The 18,938-nt window shown below is 44.0% G+C and carries 20 protein-coding genes and 1 other annotated feature; of the genes, 19 read left to right on the top strand and 1 reads right to left on the bottom strand.

Translation table 11 applies throughout. The features are described from left to right. Positions 1-265 precede the first annotated feature (265 nt). The 19 genes from hflK (at position 266) to JOC95_RS11585 (ending at position 18,430) form a co-directional block, all read left to right on the top strand. Positions 266-1,243 carry an FtsH protease activity modulator HflK gene (gene hflK / locus JOC95_RS11675; RefSeq protein WP_204416502.1) on the top strand — a complete coding sequence of 326 codons (978 nt, stop codon included), beginning with the start codon at positions 266-268 and terminating at the stop codon, positions 1,241-1,243. Then, positions 1,236-2,168 (top strand): protease modulator HflC, encoded by a 933-nt coding sequence (gene hflC, locus JOC95_RS11670; protein WP_204416282.1) that lies wholly within the window; start codon positions 1,236-1,238, stop codon positions 2,166-2,168. The genes hflK and hflC overlap by 8 nt, the downstream gene beginning before the upstream one ends. A 122-nt stretch (positions 2,169-2,290) precedes the next feature. Continuing rightward, complete coding sequence (gene polA, locus JOC95_RS11665; RefSeq protein ID WP_204416500.1) at positions 2,291-4,927, top strand: DNA polymerase I; 2,637 nt, start codon at positions 2,291-2,293, stop codon at positions 4,925-4,927. A gap of 18 nt (positions 4,928-4,945) precedes the next feature. Next, positions 4,946-5,779, top strand: coding sequence for a DNA-formamidopyrimidine glycosylase (mutM, locus tag JOC95_RS11660; RefSeq protein ID WP_204416280.1), 834 nt, complete (start codon positions 4,946-4,948; stop codon positions 5,777-5,779). Between the two features lie 76 nt (positions 5,780-5,855). Beyond that, positions 5,856-6,494 (top strand): sporulation membrane protein YtaF, encoded by a 639-nt coding sequence (gene ytaF, locus JOC95_RS11655; RefSeq protein ID WP_204416278.1) that lies wholly within the window; start codon positions 5,856-5,858, stop codon positions 6,492-6,494. 53 nt (positions 6,495-6,547) lie between these two features. Beyond that, the gene (gene coaE / locus JOC95_RS11650; RefSeq protein ID WP_204416276.1) at positions 6,548-7,144 is read left to right on the top strand and encodes a dephospho-CoA kinase; all 597 of its coding nucleotides are present in this window, start codon (positions 6,548-6,550) and stop codon (positions 7,142-7,144) included. A 110-nt stretch (positions 7,145-7,254) separates the two neighbouring features. Next, entirely contained in the window at positions 7,255-8,286 is a 1,032-nt protein-coding gene (locus tag JOC95_RS11645; RefSeq protein WP_204416274.1) for a glyceraldehyde-3-phosphate dehydrogenase, read from the top strand. Positions 8,287-8,595: 309 nt separating this feature from the next. Then, complete coding sequence (gene speD, locus JOC95_RS11640) at positions 8,596-8,970, top strand: adenosylmethionine decarboxylase (protein WP_078379448.1); 375 nt, start codon at positions 8,596-8,598, stop codon at positions 8,968-8,970. Positions 8,971-9,096: 126 nt separating this feature from the next. Next, on the top strand, positions 9,097-9,501 hold the full coding sequence (locus JOC95_RS11635; RefSeq protein ID WP_204416272.1) for a cytosolic protein: 405 nt from the start codon (positions 9,097-9,099) through the stop codon (positions 9,499-9,501). 31 nt (positions 9,502-9,532) lie between these two features. Next, the gene (gene nrdR, locus JOC95_RS11630) at positions 9,533-9,994 is read left to right on the top strand and encodes a transcriptional regulator NrdR (RefSeq protein WP_204416270.1); all 462 of its coding nucleotides are present in this window, start codon (positions 9,533-9,535) and stop codon (positions 9,992-9,994) included. Positions 9,995-10,088: 94 nt separating this feature from the next. Then, positions 10,089-11,507, top strand: a complete 1,419-nt coding sequence (locus JOC95_RS11625) for a replication initiation and membrane attachment family protein (RefSeq protein ID WP_204416268.1) — start codon at positions 10,089-10,091, stop codon at positions 11,505-11,507. Positions 11,508-11,647: 140 nt separating this feature from the next. After that, a complete protein-coding gene (locus tag JOC95_RS11620) occupies positions 11,648-12,550 on the top strand; it encodes a YegS/Rv2252/BmrU family lipid kinase (RefSeq protein WP_204416266.1) in 903 nt (300 codons plus the stop codon). An 82-nt stretch (positions 12,551-12,632) separates the two neighbouring features. Next, positions 12,633-13,469: a sporulation protein YtxC gene (gene ytxC / locus JOC95_RS11615; RefSeq protein ID WP_204416264.1), complete on the top strand. Its 837-nt coding sequence runs from the start codon at positions 12,633-12,635 to the stop codon at positions 13,467-13,469. A 361-nt stretch (positions 13,470-13,830) separates the two neighbouring features. Next, the gene (gene thrS, locus JOC95_RS11610) at positions 13,831-15,762 is read left to right on the top strand and encodes a threonine--tRNA ligase (RefSeq protein WP_204416262.1); all 1,932 of its coding nucleotides are present in this window, start codon (positions 13,831-13,833) and stop codon (positions 15,760-15,762) included. Between the two features lie 326 nt (positions 15,763-16,088). Further along, positions 16,089-16,229, top strand: a sequence feature (ribosomal protein L20 leader region). 55 nt (positions 16,230-16,284) lie between these two features. After that, entirely contained in the window at positions 16,285-16,803 is a 519-nt protein-coding gene (gene infC / locus JOC95_RS11605; RefSeq protein WP_204416498.1) for a translation initiation factor IF-3, read from the top strand. A gap of 20 nt (positions 16,804-16,823) precedes the next feature. Beyond that, positions 16,824-17,024, top strand: coding sequence for a 50S ribosomal protein L35 (gene rpmI / locus JOC95_RS11600; RefSeq protein WP_066415379.1), 201 nt, complete (start codon positions 16,824-16,826; stop codon positions 17,022-17,024). A 23-nt stretch (positions 17,025-17,047) separates the two neighbouring features. Further along, positions 17,048-17,407, top strand: coding sequence for a 50S ribosomal protein L20 (rplT, locus tag JOC95_RS11595; RefSeq protein WP_010195693.1), 360 nt, complete (start codon positions 17,048-17,050; stop codon positions 17,405-17,407). 102 nt (positions 17,408-17,509) lie between these two features. Beyond that, the gene (locus JOC95_RS11590) at positions 17,510-17,779 is read left to right on the top strand and encodes a DUF1294 domain-containing protein (RefSeq protein WP_204416260.1); all 270 of its coding nucleotides are present in this window, start codon (positions 17,510-17,512) and stop codon (positions 17,777-17,779) included. A 63-nt stretch (positions 17,780-17,842) separates the two neighbouring features. Beyond that, a complete protein-coding gene (locus JOC95_RS11585) occupies positions 17,843-18,430 on the top strand; it encodes a TVP38/TMEM64 family protein (protein ID WP_204416258.1) in 588 nt (195 codons plus the stop codon). A gap of 44 nt (positions 18,431-18,474) precedes the next feature. Here the strand turns inward: JOC95_RS11585 and JOC95_RS11580 are convergent, their stop codons facing one another. Continuing rightward, positions 18,475-18,864 carry a sigma-w pathway protein ysdB gene (locus JOC95_RS11580; RefSeq protein ID WP_204416256.1) on the bottom strand — a complete coding sequence of 130 codons (390 nt, stop codon included), beginning with the start codon at positions 18,862-18,864 and terminating at the stop codon, positions 18,475-18,477. Positions 18,865-18,938 lie beyond the last annotated feature (74 nt).

Here is an 18,938-nt window from a genome sequence, read left to right as displayed (position 1 = left end):
AATCGTGTTATTTTTTGTGTATATTAGCTGTTGATTGGAGCAATAGGCGAAGACTCCTGCGGGAGATGGCGTTTAGTGGAGACCCCACAGGCGAAGCCGAGGAGGCTCCACAAGCGCCCCGCGGAAAGCGCAGCCTAGTGCGGAAATCAACAGCGGTGCTTACCAGAAACTTTATGAAAATAAAAACCTCTGTAAAAAAAGAAACTTTACTGTAACTTGAACGTATTAATCACTGAGAACAAAAAAAGGGGAGAAGACAACAGTGATGAGTTTAAAGCGCATTTATACGACTGTTTTCCTAGTGGTGCTTGCTATCCTGCTTGGTGTGGTGGCATTCAGTTCATGGTACACAGTCGATCAATCCGAACAAGCCGTCATCCAGACCTTCGGGAAAGTGGAAGAGGGAATAAGCGAACCTGGTCTGCATTTCAAGATGCCTTGGCCGATACAGACTGTGGAAAAGCTGTCAAAAGAGACATTCAGCTTACAGTTCGGCTATGAAGAAAAGAATGGTGAAGTGGTAGAATTCACGAGTGATACAAAAATGATAACCGGAGATGAAAATATCGTCCTGGCCGACATGGTCGTCATGTGGAAGATCACCAACCCGGGAAAATACTTATATAATTCAGACGATCCGCAGGCTGTCCTCTATAATGCAACTTCTGCATCTTTAAGAAGTATCATCGGAAGCTCGCAAATCGATGAAGCATTGACATCGGGAAAAGGGCAGATCGAGGTGGAGGTTTTTGATCTACTTACCTCACTAATGGAAAAGTATGACGTTGGTATATCCGTAACTGCTGTAAAGCTGCAGGATGTGGAGCTCCCGAATGCAGAGGTTCGTAAAGCATTTACCAACGTTACGGATGCAAGGGAAACGATGAATACCAAAATCAATGAAGCAAACCGCTACCGTAATCAGAAAATGAATGAAGCGGAAGGGGAAAAGGATGCAATCATTTCAAGGGCAGAAGGGGAAAAGGCTGCCCGGGTCGAACAGGCTCGCGGGGATGTTGCCAGATTCAATGCCTTATATGCTGAATATGTGAATGCACCGGAGCTGACGAGAAAACGATTGATTCTTGAAACAATGGAAGAAGTCCTTCCGTACGCAGAAATCTATATCATGAATGATGATGGCAATACGATGAAGTATTTCCCGATTCGTCCAATGGAAAGAACGGAAACGACTACTCCGAAGCCGCCTGCCAATCAGGAAGGGAGTGGGACAAATGAGTGATCAGAACATCATAGATTTAGAAGGCCGTAAACCTACTTATGAGTGGAGGAAGATGGTCAGGGGCGGAATAGTTGCAGTCCTGCTGATCGTCCTGCTTGGTGTAGGTATTGCTAATGTATTTGTGGTAAAAGAAGGGGAATACAAGGTTGTCAGACAGTTTGGGGAAGTAGTTGATATTATCGATGAACCTGGATTGAACTTCAAAGTGCCATTCGTCCAGACAGTAACCACGGTTCCGAAATATCAAATGCTCTATGATGAAGCTGGAGCAGAGATCAATACAAAGGATAAGAAGCGGATGCTGATCGATAATTATGTGGTTTGGCGCGTGGAAGATCCGAGAATGATGATAGACAGCCTTGCCAACATCATTAATGCAGAGACGAAAATGTCCGAATTTGTCTTTTCAGTTGTCCGTACAGAGCTTGGGCAATTAAACTATGATGAAATTGTCAATGATGAGAAATCCTCCAGGGGAAGCCTGAATGACCGCGTAACGGAAAGAGTCAACGAGCTTCTTGCAAAGGACGGTTACGGGATTGTCGTGACAGATGTAAGAATGAGGCAGACGGATCTGCCACCGGAAAATGAACAATCTGTCTATACCCGTATGATTTCCGAGCGTGAGTCCACCGCACAGGACTATCTTTCAAAGGGTGATGCAGATAAAAATATCATCATAGCCAAAACAGATAAAGAAGTTCGTGAAATCCTAGCTAAAGCGGAGGCGGATGCTGATGTGATCCGCGGTGCCGGGGAAGGGGAAGCAGCGAAAATATACAATGACAGCTTCTCCAAGGATCCCGAGTTCTATGAACTTTACCGCACACTAGAATCCTATAAGAAAACCATCAATGGTGAAACGGTGATCGTCCTGCCGTCAAGTTCGCCATATGCACAGCTCCTGATGGGCAACATGGAGTAAAAAACAATTAAGGCCGCAATTTTTCTTTCTGTTCTTATCCATGATAAAATAGAGAGGGAGATTGCGGCTTTTTATATTTTTGAAAGAAATATTTACATAGACCACAAAAGGAAGAAGGAGGAATTAGCATGGCAAACAAATTAGTCCTGATCGATGGGAACAGTATCGCATACCGTGCCTTTTTCGCGCTGCCCTTATTGAGCAACGAGAAGGGAATACATACAAATGCGATTTATGGGTTCACGATGATGCTGATGAGGATCCTGGAGGAAGAAAAACCGACACATATGCTTGTGGCCTTTGACGCAGGAAAAACAACCTTCCGTCATAAAACGTTCGGGGAGTATAAAGGCGGAAGACAAAAGACTCCACCTGAGCTCTCTGAGCAATTCTCATTTCTAAGAGAACTGTTGGACGCCTACAACATCAAACGCTATGAATTGCCGGAATATGAGGCGGATGATATCATCGGGACCCTTGCACGACAGGCTGCCAACGATGACTTTACAGTAAAAATCATCTCTGGGGACAAGGATTTGACCCAACTTGCAACCGATAAAATTACGGTGGATATCACCAAAAAAGGGATCACGGATGTAGACTCCTACACACCTGCCTTCATTGAGGAAAAGTATGGCTTAACTGTCGATCAGATCATCGATATGAAGGGCTTGATGGGGGATTCCTCCGATAATATCCCTGGGGTTCCGGGAGTCGGGGAAAAGACTGCAATCAAGCTGTTGAAGGAATTTGGCACCATTGAAAAGCTTTTGGAATCGATTGATCAGGTCAGCGGGAAAAAGCTGAAGGAGAAGCTTGAGGAAAACAAGGAGCAGGCAATCATGAGCAAGGAGCTTGCAACGATCATGACTGAAGCACCAGTGGAAATGAAGGTGGATGAACTTATCTACGAAGGCTTTGATAAGAAAAAGGTCATCTCGATATTCAAAGAGCTGAGCTTCAACTCCTTACTGGAGAAGCTTGGAGAAGATGCCGAAACAGTCACAGAGGATTTGACGGACATTACATTTGATGTAGTGGATGAACTGACTGCAGATCATTTTGCAAGTGAGAACTTTTTCATGGTTGAGGTGCTGGAGGAAAACTACCATCGCGCGGATATTCAAGGATTTGCACTGGTCAATGAAAAAGGGAATTTCTTCATTCCGACTGAAGTAGCCCTGAACTCAGAGGAGTTTAAGGATTTCGCATCAGACCACACAAAGAAGAAGACTGTATTTGACGCCAAACGGGCGATCGTGGCACTGAAATGGCAGGGAATCGAGCTGAATGGGATAGACTTTGATTTTATCATCGCTTCTTATATCGTGAACCCTTCTGATACGTCCACCGATCTTGCAGAGATTGCACGCAAGAAAGGTTATCATCAGATAGAAACGGATGAGGCGGTCTATGGCAAGGGTGCCAAAAGGGCAGTTCCGGATCAAGGGACGGTATCTCAGCATCTGGTCCGCAAAACCTTCGCAATGCAGGAGATGAAGGAGTCCTTTATCCACGAATTGAAGGATAACGAGCAGCTTGAGCTGTTCGAGGAACTTGAGATGCCTCTGACGCTGGTGCTTGCGGAAATGGAAGCGCTCGGTATTAAAGTCGATAAAAAACGCCTTGAGGATATGGGACAAGACCTTTCCGAAAAGCTTGAGAAGATTGAAGAGAGCATCTATGAGCTGGCAGGGGAAAAGTTCAACATCAACTCTCCGAAGCAGCTTGGTGTCATTCTGTTTGAAAAGCTCGGATTGCCGCCTGTCAAAAAAACAAAAACAGGATATTCCACGTCAGCTGATGTGCTTGAAAAGCTGGCAGAGAAGCATGAAGTCATCCGGGAGATCCTCCACTATCGTCAATTGGGGAAATTGAAATCAACCTATATTGAAGGTCTATTGAAGGTTGTGCATGAAGATACCAACAAGATTCATACTCGCTTCAACCAGGCTCTGACCCAAACGGGCAGATTAAGTTCGATTGATCCAAACCTTCAAAACATCCCTGTCCGGTTGGAGGAAGGCAGAAGAATCAGGGAAGCTTTCATTCCTTCACACAAGGATTGGGTCATTTTTGCCGCGGATTACTCCCAGATTGAATTGAGGGTCCTAGCCCATATTGCCAATGATGAAAAGCTGATTGAAGCCTTCAGGGAGGATGCAGATATCCATACGAAAACCGCCATGGACGTGTTTCATGTGACAGAGGATAAGGTCACTTCCAATATGAGGCGTCATGCAAAGGCGGTTAACTTCGGGATTGTATATGGAATCAGTGACTATGGATTATCGCAAAGTCTGGACATCACCCGTAAAGAAGCGAAGATGTTCATAGACCGCTATCTCGAGAGCTTCCCAGGGGTCAAACAGTATATGGATGACGTAGTGCTCGAAGCCAAGGATAAAGGCTATGTAACGACATTGCTTCACCGTCGCCGCTATTTGCCGGAGATCACAAGCAGCAACTTCAATCTGAGAAGCTTCGCAGAGAGAACGGCAATGAACACCCCGATCCAGGGCAGTGCAGCCGACATCATCAAAAAGGCGATGATTGAAATGGCAAAGAGATTGGAAAAAGAAAACATGCAGGCCAAGGTCCTGCTGCAGGTGCATGATGAACTTGTCTTTGAAGCACCAAAAGAGGAAATAGATAAATTAAAGAAAATCGTGCCGGAAGTGATGGAGCAGGCACTGGAGCTTACCGTCCCATTGAAGGTAGACTACTCCTACGGCTCCACCTGGTATGATGCGAAATAATGAAAGGGAGGTGTTTTGATGCCAGAGCTTCCAGAAGTTGAAACCGTCAGAAAAACACTTCTACAGTTGGTGCAAGGAAGGAAGATCGAAGAGGTAAAGGTTCTTTGGCCAAAAATGGTAAAGGAGCCGGATGATGTCGCTTTGTTTGAGAGTATGCTTGTGGGCCAGACCATCCTCTCGATAGGCCGGAGAGGGAAATTTCTTCTGTTCTACCTTGATGACTATTGCATGGTTTCCCACCTTCGTATGGAAGGCAAGTTTGGATTATTTCAAAAAGATGATCCTTCCAATAAGCATACCCATGTGTTCTTTCATCTGGACGACGGATCAGAGCTCCGCTATCAGGATGTCAGGAAATTCGGAACCCTCCACCTATATAGAAAAGGGGAGGAGCTGAAGGCGAAATCGCTGGCAAGCCTTGGACCGGAACCATTTGACGAGGCGTTCAGCCTTGTCGGTTTCAAGGAAACCCTTTTAAAGAAAAAAAGGAACATCAAAGCCGTACTGCTTGACCAGACCGTCGTAGTGGGACTTGGCAATATATACGTGGATGAAGCCCTTTTTCGAGCAGGGATACATCCGGAAAGGTTTGCCAACAGCCTTTCTGATCAGGAATACGAGAATTTGTACAGGGAAATTGTCCTCACGCTCCAGGAAGCGGTGGATAAGGGTGGAAGTACAATCCGCTCCTACGTCAATTCACAAGGGCAGATCGGCATGTTCCAACTTGAACTGTTTGTGTACGGCAGAAAAGGGGAAGGCTGCAAAAAATGTGGCTCCGAAATAGAAAAATCCGTGGTGGCAGGAAGAGGAACCCACACCTGCCCGATCTGCCAGCCCAGAGCAAAATAATTCTAACTTTTGATAAAACACATCGAATGGGCTCCTGCCATATACTATCTCAGTGATAGTTAGGGAGGAGCTCTTTATGATTCCATACATCTCACTTGTTCTTTTAGCATTTGCTGTCAGTCTGGACAGTTTCAGTGTCGGTTTGACATATGGCCTTAGAAAAATGCATATGCCGCTCAGATCGATCAGTATCATTGCATGCTGCTCTGCTGTTTCACTTTTGCTGGCGATGTTCGTCGGCACGATACTTACCACTTTCCTATCCCCTGCCTATGCAGAGAGTATAGGAGGGGGGATCCTCATTCTTCTTGGTGTCTGGGTGCTATATCAGTTTTTCAAGTCGAATGCATCTGAGGATCCTACGCTGATTGGAGAGAAAATCTTATTTAATCTGGAAATCAAGTCTTTGGGAGTCGTCATCAATATCTTGAGGAAGCCCACTGAAGCCGACTTTGACAGATCAGGATCCATCACTGGACTGGAAGCATTCTTCCTTGGGATCGCATTATCGCTTGACGCATTCGGAGCCGGGATCGGTGCCGCATTGCTTGGATATTCCCCTTGGATCATGGCTGTATCTGTTGCGTTGATGAGTTCCTTATTTGTAATATCAGGCATCAAGCTGGGAAGGATTTTCTCTGGAGTATCCTGGATGAACAAATTTTCCTTTTTGCCAGGTGTTTTGCTTATTATTATCGGAATTATCAAGATCTGAGGCTCTCTGTCATCACAGAAGCCTCTTCCATTAGGAAGGAGTTGGACAGGCATATGATCATCGGATTGACCGGGGGAATAGCCAGTGGCAAAAGTACAGTTGCAGCCATGCTGAAGGAATATGGATTGCCGATCGTTGATGCGGATGTGGTTGCACGACAGGTAGTGGAAGTAGGGGAAGAAACCTATAATAAATTGGTTTCTGTTTTCGGGGAAGAAATTTTACAGGAAGACAAATCCCTCGACCGTGTAAAACTCGGGAAACTCATTTTTGAAAACAAAGAAAAAAGGGAGAGGTTAAATTCCATCATGCATCCCAGTATACGGAACAGGATGAAGGAAGAGTCGAGGGAGTATCAAGAAAAAGGGCACAGGACGGTTGTCATGGATATTCCATTGCTGTTTGAGAGCAAGCTCACTCATCTTGTGGAAAAGACCTTGCTGGTTTACGTAGATGAAGCTGTCCAGCTAGAGAGGCTCATGAAAAGAAACAGCCTTTCCAAAGAGGATGCCATGGCCAGGATCACCTCCCAAATGCCGCTCCGGGAAAAAGTGGACCTTGCGGATGAGGTGATACAGAACAACGGTTCATTAGAAGAAACAAAAGAACAGCTACATGACATATTAAAGAAATGGGCTATCCAAATATAGGGATATGCCCTTTTTTTATTTTTTCATGACATATTCAAATTAAATATGTTATACTATTTACAGGAAATCATAACATAAGTATAACATATATACAGAAATGGGGAATTTGCATGAAGGCAAGGGTTGCAATTAATGGTTTTGGACGTATTGGAAGAATGGTATTTAGACGTGCCATCCAAGAGGAAGGTTTGAATATTGTTGCAATCAATGCGAGCTATCCAGCCGAAACGTTAGCTCATTTAATTAAGTATGACACAAATCATGGGCGTTTTGATGCGGATGTATACGCAGAGGACGACGCTCTTATTGTAAATGGTAAGCGCATTCAATTGGTCAATAACCGCAATCCTGAAGAATTGCCTTGGAAGGAAATGAATATTGACATCGTGATTGAAGCGACAGGGAAGTTCAATGCGCGCGATAAAGCGGCACTGCATCTCAATGCAGGTGCAAAAAGAGTGATCCTGACAGCACCGGGCAAGGACGAAGATGTAACAATCGTAATGGGTGTAAATGAAGAAGCCCTTGATTTGAATCAGCATTATGTCATTTCAAATGCATCTTGCACAACCAACTGCCTGGCGCCGGTTGTGAAGGTGCTTGATGAGCAGTTCGGTATTGAAAATGGATTGATGACGACGGTACATGCATATACAAATGATCAAAAAAACATTGATAATCCACATAAGGATCTGAGACGTGCAAGAGCGTGCGGACAGTCGATCATCCCGACATCGACTGGTGCAGCAAAGGCGTTGGCCCTCGTATTGCCTCATCTGAAAGGCAAGCTGCATGGGATGGCGTTGCGCGTACCTACTCCGAACGTGTCTCTTGTAGACCTGGTTGTGGACTTGAAGCAGCCGGTGACAGTGGATGATATTAACAATGCATTCCAAACAGCTGCAGTCGGATCCATGGATGGCATCCTGGGTGTTACAATGGAGCCATTAGTATCCGTCGACTTCAATACAAATCCACATTCCGCAGTGATCGATGGCCTTTCCACCATGGTAATGGGGGAAACAAAGGTCAAAGTATTGGCTTGGTATGATAATGAGTGGGGCTACTCCTGCCGTGTAGTGGACCTTGTCCATTATGTAGCGGAGAAAATGGTGGAAGCAAAAGAAGTAATGGCTGGATAATATTACACTTCACCTGAAGGATAAATAGTGAAAGCGGTTAACATCCGATGTTAGCCGCTTTTTTCCGTTGTAATAATAGGGAGGATGGAACCTTTCCATTTTTGCACACAAAAAAATATGAAATGCATGTTGCAAAACTAATATAAAAACAGTATACTATTTTTCGTGAACTTCTTGAAACGGTTATGTGGCTACTTAAAGGGTTAGGACCTCTCTGGACTAACTTTCCCCCGTGGTAGTAATACAATAATCAATCTTCACCTTTGAGGAATTCATGTATTCTAAAAAATGTTAAAGGGGGAACGTGAGATGGAAACAGTAGGTCGTCACGTTATTTCAGAATTATGGGGTTGCGATTTTGATAAGTTGAATGATATGGATTACATTGAAAAAACTTTTGTTGATGCAGCGTTAAAATCCGGAGCTGAGGTTCGCGAGGTTGCATTCCATAAGTTTGCACCACAAGGAGTAAGCGGAGTGGTCATCATCTCTGAATCACATTTAACTATTCATAGCTTCCCGGAACACGGATATGCAAGCATCGACGTTTATACATGCGGTGAGTTGGATCCTAACATTTCTGCAGATTACATTGCTGAAGCTTTGAATGCACAGACTCGTGAAACTATCGAACTTCCACGTGGAATGGGTCCTGTTCAAGTAAACAAAGCAAAAGCACTTTAAAATTATATCTAAATCGATTAAAATGGTAAGAGGTGTATAATATGCACCTCTTTTTATTATACTTTTTTCCTGTATATCATCACCTTTACATAGAACGTAGTAAATTTAAGGGGTTGTCAAAATATCGTGGGAGCTATACAAAAATTAAAAAATCTACTATCCACACATACGGAGACTAGAGAAAATCATATCGATCCAGAATTACGCAGCCATTATTACAAGGTATCCAATAAGAATGCGATGAAGGCCCTTCAGGAGATGCTTCAAAAAATGGATGGCTTTACAGTGAAGTCCGTTTCAGAGGAGCATGGTGAAATAGCGGTTCAGGTAAACAGAGGGAAAAAGGCCTTTATGGTCGTGACAGTGATTTCGGTGAGACCGTTTGAAACGGCGATCGATTTTTCCGTTACAACGGATACCAGCATCCTGCCGACTGATTTTGGATTCAGCCGCAAGATTGTCCTCCATATGTACCAGGAACTTAATAAATCTCTCAATTATACCGGCTCGGGTTTAAATTCAGAAAGATGAAATACGATAAGGAAATGGAGCTGAAACCCTTATGAAATGTCCTGCTTGTCAGCATAATGGCACCAAGGTATTAGATTCCAGGCCAGTGGAGGAAGGGCGCTCTATTCGTAGACGAAGAGAGTGCGAGTCCTGCTCCTATCGATTTACCACATTTGAAAAGGTTGAAGAAATGCCTTTGATCGTGGTGAAAAAAGAAGGAATCAGAGAAGAATTCAGCAGGGAAAAGGTGCTGAGGGGTCTGATAAAGGCATGTGAAAAAAGACCGGTTGCGCTCAAAGTGCTCGAAGACATTGTAATCGAAGTGGAAAAGGAACTTCGCAACATTGGCATTTCCGAAGTGAAGAGTGATATTGTCGGAGAGATGGTGATGGAGCGACTTTCCAAAATCGACGAGGTCGCCTATGTCAGATTTGCATCGGTTTACCGTCAATTCAAGGATATCAACGTTTTCCTTGATGAATTAAAAGAGATAATAGAAAAAGAGCGGAAATAATATCGCATATGTATGAGAACAGAGAGGAGACCTATATGCCTCTCTGTTTTATCATTCATCACTTATCATGACATGAAAGAAAGGTTTGTGAGTTATGTCAGAAAGGCATTGGAAAGAACTGGTCCCAGTGGATCGTTATATTGTCCGTGCAAGCGGGTTGATGCAATCATTTGATCGTAAAATATTGACTATGCTCTATCAGCCACTTCTCGGCTATAGAGGGTTCAGTCTGTTCATGACGCTTTGGAGTGAGCTCGACCAAGATCGGCTTTGGGGCGAGGAAACGACCCATCATGGCATCATGACGACGATGCAATGCAATTTAAAGGACATCCATCAGGAAAGGATCAAGCTTGAGGGGATCGGACTATTAAAGACCTGGGTGAAGGAGGACGAGCATTCGCGTACATTCATCTATGAGCTTCAACCTCCCCTTTCACCCGATGCCTTCTTTTCCGAGCCCATGCTCACCATCTACCTCTATAATCGTCTCGGGAAATCAAAGTATGCCAGTGTGAAAAAATATTTTTCAGATGACGCAATTACCGATGCCGACTATGTCCAGATCACCCGTCAATTCAGTGACGTCTTCCAATCCGTCCAAGCGGAAAATATAGCATATGCCGCAAATGAGGAAACGATGGAAGAGCTGAAGCTTCCCGAGGATAAAGAATGGATCGGAAGTAAAACTGGCCGGGAGCCTGACGTCGGAAAAGGTGAATTTGATTTCGAATTGTTCTATGCCGGCCTATCGGATGTGGTCATTCCAAAGAAAGCCATCACAGCAAAAGTGAAGCAAGCCATTCAGAAGCTTGCCTTTATCTATCAGATCGATCCATTGACGATGAAGGATTTGATGATGAATGTGATTGATGAAGACGATATGATCAATCTCGAGAAACTGAGGAAATCAGCCCGTGATTGGTATCAATTGGAGTACCACAATACCCTTCCCTCCCTGGTGGAGAAAACACAGCCGGCCAATCTCCAACAGTTTGCAGATAGGAACCCTTCTTCCAAGGAGGAGCAGCTGATCCAGCAGCTGGAGAATGTTTCGCCAAAAGCGATGCTGACAGACCTTTCGGGAGGTGCGGAACCCTCCGTATCGGATCTGAGCATCGTCGAGGATGTCATGTTCAAGCAGCAGCTGACTCCAGGGGTCACAAACGTATTGCTCTATTACGTGTTGCTCAAGACGGACATGAAGCTGAACCGAAAGTATGTGGAGAAAATTGCCAGCCACTGGGCGCGGAAGCAGGTCAAAACAGTGAGTGCAGCGATGGAGCTTGCAAAAGAGGAGCATCGCCAGTATCAAAACTGGGCAGATACGAAAACGACAAAGAAAACCTCCTCCGTTTCGAAGGAGAAGCAGGTCCGAAACCGTTACGTCAGTGAGCCTGATCCTGCGGAAGAAAATGCCGAAAGCTTCCAGGCTGTACAGGAGCAGGACAAGCAGAAGCTTGCTGAACGCCTTGCAAAATTGAAAAACAAAAAATTGAAGCTTGATAATTAAAAAGAAAAGCCGCGTCCTTGGTGAAATCTGTGGATGCGGCTTTTCTTTTTTGGAGCGGGGCCTTCAATTTCACGTTAATCTTTCAAATAATGGGTATGGTAACATAAATGCATCATTACATGCCGGAAGGGGGAACTATCGTGAAGAAAGTGGCACTGATTTTAAATCCGAACGCAGGGAAGAGGAAGATGGTAGAGTCGATCGATGAGATAAAGGAAAAGCTCCAGGAAGGATTTGAGGAAGTCGAGGTCATGGTGACAAAGGAAAAAGGGGATGGTGCGAAACTGGTATCAGACCTTGAAGGCAAAGTGGACCTGATTATTGGGGCCGGTGGGGACGGAACCATCTATGAGCTGATCAATGCCATATGCAGTCTGAAAGATCGACCTGCTTTTGCCATTATACCTGGTGGCACCTGCAATGATTTTTCCAGGACCATCGGGATGAAACAAAACCCGCTCCTTGCAGTAGAGCAGATTGTAGAAAAAAGAATGGAACAGGTTGATGTCGGGAAGTGTGACAAGCAATATTTCCTGAACTTCTGGGGGATCGGCCTGATTTCCAAGGTGTCGGATAATATGGATACCCAGAATAAGCAGTTGCTTGGAAAGCTTTCGTATTATATCAGTGCCGGCCAGATGATCATGGAAAGTGAACCCTTTCAACTGAAAGTCAAGAGCGACACTACGGACTATGATGGTCCGGCCATGATGTTTCTGATCGGCAACGGTTCCTATGTGGGGGGATTCCAATCCTTCTTCCCGGAGAGCCATGTCCAGGACGGTGTGCTGGACGTTTTGATTGTCAAACAGACCTCCCTTACCCATCTATGGACATGGATGCAATCAAAGATCCAGCAACAATTTCCCGCTGAAGCAGACGAAAGCCTGATTTACTTCCAGGCACGGGAAATTGAAATCGAGGCTACCCCAAAGCAGGAAATAGATTGTGACGGGGAATGCAATTTCAGCACCCCATCCAACATCAAGATACTGCCGAAGCATCTGAAAGTGCTTGTTGGAGACTTTGAGTCAATAAAATAATCCCTCATCTTACTGATATTTATCATTTTTTTTTGCGTCCCCCCATATACATAGAATCAGGTGTACCAAAGGGGGGACAAACTTGTTTGAGATTTCCTTTCGAGATGAATTGGATGCAAAAACAGTATTTTTACGGATACTTGAGACAAATCCAGAAGGTGATTCAATCCTTTCTTTACATAAAGAAAAAATTGTAGTGGAGTCAAAGGATATCGATTTTTATCAACATGCGATCATACCTGCATTAAAGAGCTTTATTACAAGGGTCAAGGAAAAGGAATACATTGTATCCACCCTGGAAAACACATTTTACTTCAGGGATGAGGAGGAGCACGAACAGATATTATGTATCTTGCAATCTATTTTTCAAGGGGAAAGAAGCGACATCCCTAATCTTCCTCCCATACAGGAAAGAGAAAAGCAGCTTGACTCCATCATACAGGGCTTTTTTTTGGAGCCTGTTTCCTTTTCTTTTGATTCCTTTTTGACCTTCCGCCTGAAGGAATATTATGATACGCTGCAGATCTATCTGGAGGCGGCCATAGATGAGTACAAGCTGGAACAAGAATATCAGTCCTTCATCCATCAGCTAAGGGAGCTATTGAACTCCACGGAATCCAAATTGAATGAGGTCCATCTCGTCTACCAATACCAGTTTGATTTTTATGATGATAGCTTGAATCATATTACGAAGAATCAACTGATAAAGTATATGAATCGGACGCATTTCAACAACTATTCCTACTATATCGATTCAGTTGTCTTGGCGCCATTGGTATCGATAGCACCGAGCAAGCTCTTCCTCTATACCGACAATATCGACCATCAACTGGTGGAAACCATCCGTAATATATTCGAAGAAAGAACAGAAATCCTTCCTTTTCACTATTTTGGGCGAAAAAAAAGTAAAATTGATTAAGATGTGTACTTGATTTTCCTTGATATGGAGAATATAATAACAAACATAATCAATTTTAAACCTTATAGCCTACAAGTAATGATGAGGACATGAGTACGATTGACACGGATCAAAGAGAAGGAAGTCACCGGCTGAAAGCTTCCTATCACGGTTAATGTATTTACCACCTCTAAACTTCAGCAGCGAAATTCATAGTAGCTGTTGACGGGGAAATCCCCCGTTATCGAAAACGAAGCCGTCTTTTTATGCATGTTGAAAAGATGGGAACTTGGGTGGAAACACGGATATTAAACTCGTCCCTTATTTATAGGGGACGGGTTTTTTTATTTTTTTACAAAAATCTAAAGAAGAGGTGACAGGGATGTCGGAATTATTGAAAATCACATTTCCAGACGGAGCGGTAAAGGAGTTTGAACGTGGCACGACAACAGAAGATATCGCTGCATCCATTAGCCCGGGTCTGAAAAAGAAAGCTATTGCAGGTAAACTTAACGGAGAGCTCATCGATCTTCGTTCCCCGATAGAAGCGGATGGAGAAATCAGCATTGTCGTCCAGGAAACTGAGGAAGCCCTCGGTATCATGCGTCACAGCACTGCCCACTTGATGGCACAGGCAATCAAGCGCCTATATGGCAATGTGAAGCTTGGTATCGGCCCGGTGATCGAAAATGGATTCTACTATGACATTGATATGGAAGAGTCCTTGACTCCGGATGACTTGCAAAAAATCGAAAAAGAAATGAAAAAGATTGTAAGTGAAAACCTGGATGTAGTCCGCTTGGAAGTAAGTAGGGAAGAAGCCTTGCGCCGCTACGAGGAATTGAATGACGAACTGAAGCTTGAGTTGATCCGTGAGCTTCCGGAAGGCGAAACAATCTCCATATATGAACAAGGCGAATTCTTCGACCTATGCCGCGGGATTCACGTCCCATCAACAGGCAAAATCAAGGAGTTCAAGCTCCTGAGCATCGCTGGGGCGTATTGGAGAGGCGACAGCAAAAACAAGATGCTGCAGCGCATCTACGGAACTGCCTTCTTCAAAAAGGCGGAACTCGATGAGCATTTGCGCCTGTTGGAGGAAGCAAAAGAGCGTGACCACCGTAAAATCGGAAAAGAGCTTGACCTGTTTTTCAACTCCCAAAAGGTCGGGCAAGGGTTGCCGCTTTGGTTGCCAAAGGGTGCGACAATCCGCCGCGTGATCGAGCGCTATATCGTGGACAAAGAAGTTTCCCTTGGTTATGACCACGTATACACTCCTGTAATGGGAAGCGTGGACCTTTATAAAACTTCCGGTCACTGGGACCACTATCAGGACGGCATGTTCCCTCCTATGGAGATGGATAACGAGCAGCTTGTGCTCCGTCCGATGAACTGTCCGCACCATATGATGGTCTATAAAAACAGCATCCACAGCTACCGTCAGCTGCCTGTCCGCATTGCTGAGCTTGGTACTATGCACCGCTACGAAATGTCTGGAGCGCTGGCAGGACTTCAACGTGTTCGCGGGATGACTTTGAATGACGCGCACATCTTCGTTCGCCCTGACCAGATCAAGGATGAACTGAAGCGTGTAGTGAACCTGGTTCTTGAAGTATATAAAGATTTTGGCTTGGATGACTATTCTTTCCGTCTTTCCTACCGCGATCCTGAAAACAAGGAAAAGTACTTTGACGACGATGCGATGTGGGAAAAAGCACAAAGCATGCTGAAGGAAGCAATGGACGACCTTGGATTGAACTATTTTGAAGCCATCGATGAAGCGGCGTTCTATGGCCCTAAATTGGACGTACAGGTCCGTACAGCTCTTGGAAAAGAAGAAACACTATCCACTGTACAGCTTGACTTCCTATTGCCTGAGAAATTCGACCTCACTTATGTTGGGGAAGACGGCAAACAGCACCGTCCTGTCGTTATCCACCGTGGCGTCGTTTCCACAATGGAACGCTTTGTTGCCTTCCTGATCGAGGAGTACAAAGGAGCATTCCCAACTTGGCTCGCACCAGTCCAGGTACAAGTGATCCCTGTATCGCCTGACGCACACTTCGACTATGCAAAAGAAGTGCAGGACCTCCTGAAATCCAAAGGGCTGCGCGTTGAAATGGACGAAAGAAACGAGAAAATCGGCTATAAAATCCGTGAAGCACAAATGCAAAAAATCCCTTACATGCTCGTAATCGGGGACAACGAAATCAAAGAGCGCGACGTCAACGTCCGCAAATACGGCGAACAAAAATCCGAAACAATCTCCTTGGAGAAATTTGTGGACTCCATTGTGAAAGAAGCGAAGCGTTAAAGAAAAAGTTGATGGTCGATTTCAGGCATTCTCCAGCTGTTGATTGGAGCACAAGTCGTAGACTCCTGCGGGAGAAGCGGAGTAAGGGAGACCCCGCAGGCGCAAGCCGAGGAGGCTCCATACCCGCCCGCGGAAAGCGAAGACTAGTGCGGAAATCAACAGCGGTCTTTAATGTGACTGCCCAATTTTCAAGCATCCCGAAAAAAACTATTGCACAACCACAATTTATCTGATATCATTTAAAACGTTGTTTCATTTGATACGAATTCTTGACAATCAATCATCATTAATGATATATTATACAAGGTCAAATTGAATACTTGTTTGAGAACAAGAAGAAGCACCCGCTTCTCACCTGATCCGACGCATATGATTGCAGTTGACAGGTTTTACGAGAAAGATTTCAATCTTTTACTTACTTAATCGTAAAGTGTGGGTGTCATGTACATTCACACTTTTTTGTTTGTATAAAAGTAAATTGTTCGTCAAACGGTGTTCGGCAATAACCCTTGGAGGTGGCTAATTATTAGCAAAGATATGATGGTAAACGATGGCATTCGTGCCCGTGAAGTTCGTCTAATCGGTCAAAATGGAGACCAGCTAGGAATCAAGTCAAAGGTCGAAGCGTTGGAAATCGCAACACGTGCAAACCTTGACTTAGTAATGGTGGCGCCAAATGCAAAACCTCCTGTATGTCGGATCATGGACTATGGAAAGTTCCGTTTCGAACAACAGAAGAAAGACAAAGAAGCGCGTAAAAACCAGAAAGTAATCAACATCAAGGAAGTTCGTTTAAGTCCTACTATTGATGAGCATGATTTCAATACGAAACTTCGAAATGCAATTAAGTTCCTTGAAAAAGGGGACAAAGTGAAAGCTTCGATCCGATTCAAAGGCCGTGCAATCACTCATAAGGAAATTGGTCAGCGTGTGCTGGACCGTTTCTCTGCAGCTTGTGCAGAAGTGGCAACCATCGAATCACATCCTAAAATGGATGGTCGTAGCATGTTCTTAGTACTAGCACCTAAAAACGAAAAGTAATGATATGAGGAGGAACTCCAATGCCTAAAATGAAAACTCATCGTGGATCAGCGAAAAGATTCAAGAAAACTGGATCTGGAAGCCTGAAGCGTTCTCATGCTTACACAAGTCACTTATTCGCTAACAAATCTCAGAAGCAAAAACGTAAACTACGTAAAGCAGCTGTAGTTAGCAAAGGCGATTTCAAGCGCATCCGTCACATGTTAGACAACATCAAGTAATAAATAATTAGGAGGTATTTATAATGCCAAGAGTTAAAGGCGGTACAGTAACACGTCAACGTCGTAAAAAAGTCATTAAATTAGCTAAAGGTTATTATGGTTCTAAACACACTTTATATAAAGTAGCAAACCAACAAGTAATGAAATCCCTAATGTACGCTTATCGCGATCGTCGCCAGAAGAAGCGCGACTTCCGTAAGCTTTGGATCGCTCGTATCAACGCAGCGGCTCGCATGAACGGTCTTTCTTACAGCCGTCTAATGCACGGTTTGAAAGTAGCTGGTATCGAAGTAAACCGCAAAATGTTAGCTGAGCTAGCAGTTAGCGACGAAAAAGCATTTGCTGAATTGGCAACTGCTGCGAAAAACAGCTTAAACAAGTAATTCCTACAAAGAGGCTATCCCTGTGATAGCCTCTTTTCTTTATTTTCCTTAAGAGTCGGTGTAGTATAAAGTAATCAAGGAGTTCAGGCATGGAGGTCGAACATGGAACTATTTATCACCATATACATACTAATAAATATACTTGCTTTTCTGATGATGAAAGTCGATAAAAAAAGGGCAGTCAATCAAGAATGGAGAATCGCTGAATCCAAGCTCTGGACCGTTTCATTTATAGGTGGGGCATTGGGATCATGGATGGGGATGAGAACCTATCGCCATAAAACGAAGCATTTCCCCTTCAAGTATGGGTTGCCTTTACTTACGTTCCTGCAAGTGGGTCTGATAAGCTATATTCTTATCGTGTTAACATAATGGGACCTTTTTTGAATAAGCTATAATATTCCTTCCATCCCAAGAACGGAGAGGTGATGCCATATGGATGAAAAGTTGGATGTATTATTTGTCATCATCGAAAGTCATTGGTGGCTGGCTTCTCTCGGATTTATTATTTTTCATATTGTTAGACAAGTCCTTTTCATTCCGGTCGTCATCATATGTATAGCAGGAGGAGCACTATTCGGAGGCTTGATCGGCAGCATCTACTCCATTGTCGGGTTGACGCTCTCCAGTCTGTTCTTTTATTTCCTCTACAACCAGATGCCGCGTATCTTTGGAAAGGTTCTTGCCATGAAGGAAAGATGGTTCGGCAACAGAGGTAACCTGTCTGTCGGGCAGGTCACCGTTCTTCGTCTCATACCCTTCATACATTTCCATCTTTTATCCCTATGTCTGATTGAAACTACGAAAACATTTAACAAGTACGCAAGGGCGTCCCTTCTCACCAATATCCCGCTTGCCGTCATCTATACGGTTTTTGGTCAATTTATCATGGAGTTCTCTCCGACTGCCATGGTTGGTGTGCTTATATTCCTTACAGCCCTGCTCCTTTTCATGAGGCAGAAGGTAGTAGTGATGAAATGGGAACAATTTTTTCAAAAAGAAAAGCAATTCAAAAGAGGATAGCGCTTGTTGCCCATTTGACCAGGCAACCATGCTATCCTCTTTTTTTAATCTTCTTTCATAAACTCTTTTATCGGACTTTTCCAATCTATGATGGCGTCGGGGTACTGCTTTCGCACTTCCTTTTGAATAAAAATAAAATCCTGCTTCTTCAAACCCTCGAGTTTCTCAGGGTTTTTCGGCCAGATAAAAATCGAAATGACTTCAAAGGATTTCTCCGTTGTCCCTAAATACTTTTCGCCCTCAAACATGACGCCTTTATAGGTTAGCAGGAAATTCTTCCGTACATTATTTTTCTGATCAAGCAGGAAAAAGTTCTTCTGCTCATGAGCAAGCTCCAGTTTACGTTTCGGATTAAGCAAATACTTGAAAATGGAATAAATAATAAAGATGATGAGTGCAAGTAATGCCAATCGGATGAGGATAATAAAAAACATATTCGCTTCTCCTTCGCAAAAACAAAAAATTTATTATAAAATACCTGTTATACGAGTCAAGTGATGATAAGGTT

It is taken from the genome of Sutcliffiella tianshenii (genome assembly GCF_016908565.1).
Classification (GTDB): domain Bacteria; phylum Bacillota; class Bacilli; order Bacillales; family Bacillaceae_I; genus Sutcliffiella_A; species Sutcliffiella_A tianshenii.
The sequence above is the reverse complement of the archived record's forward strand: the minus strand, read 5'-3'. Positions and strand labels throughout refer to the sequence as shown.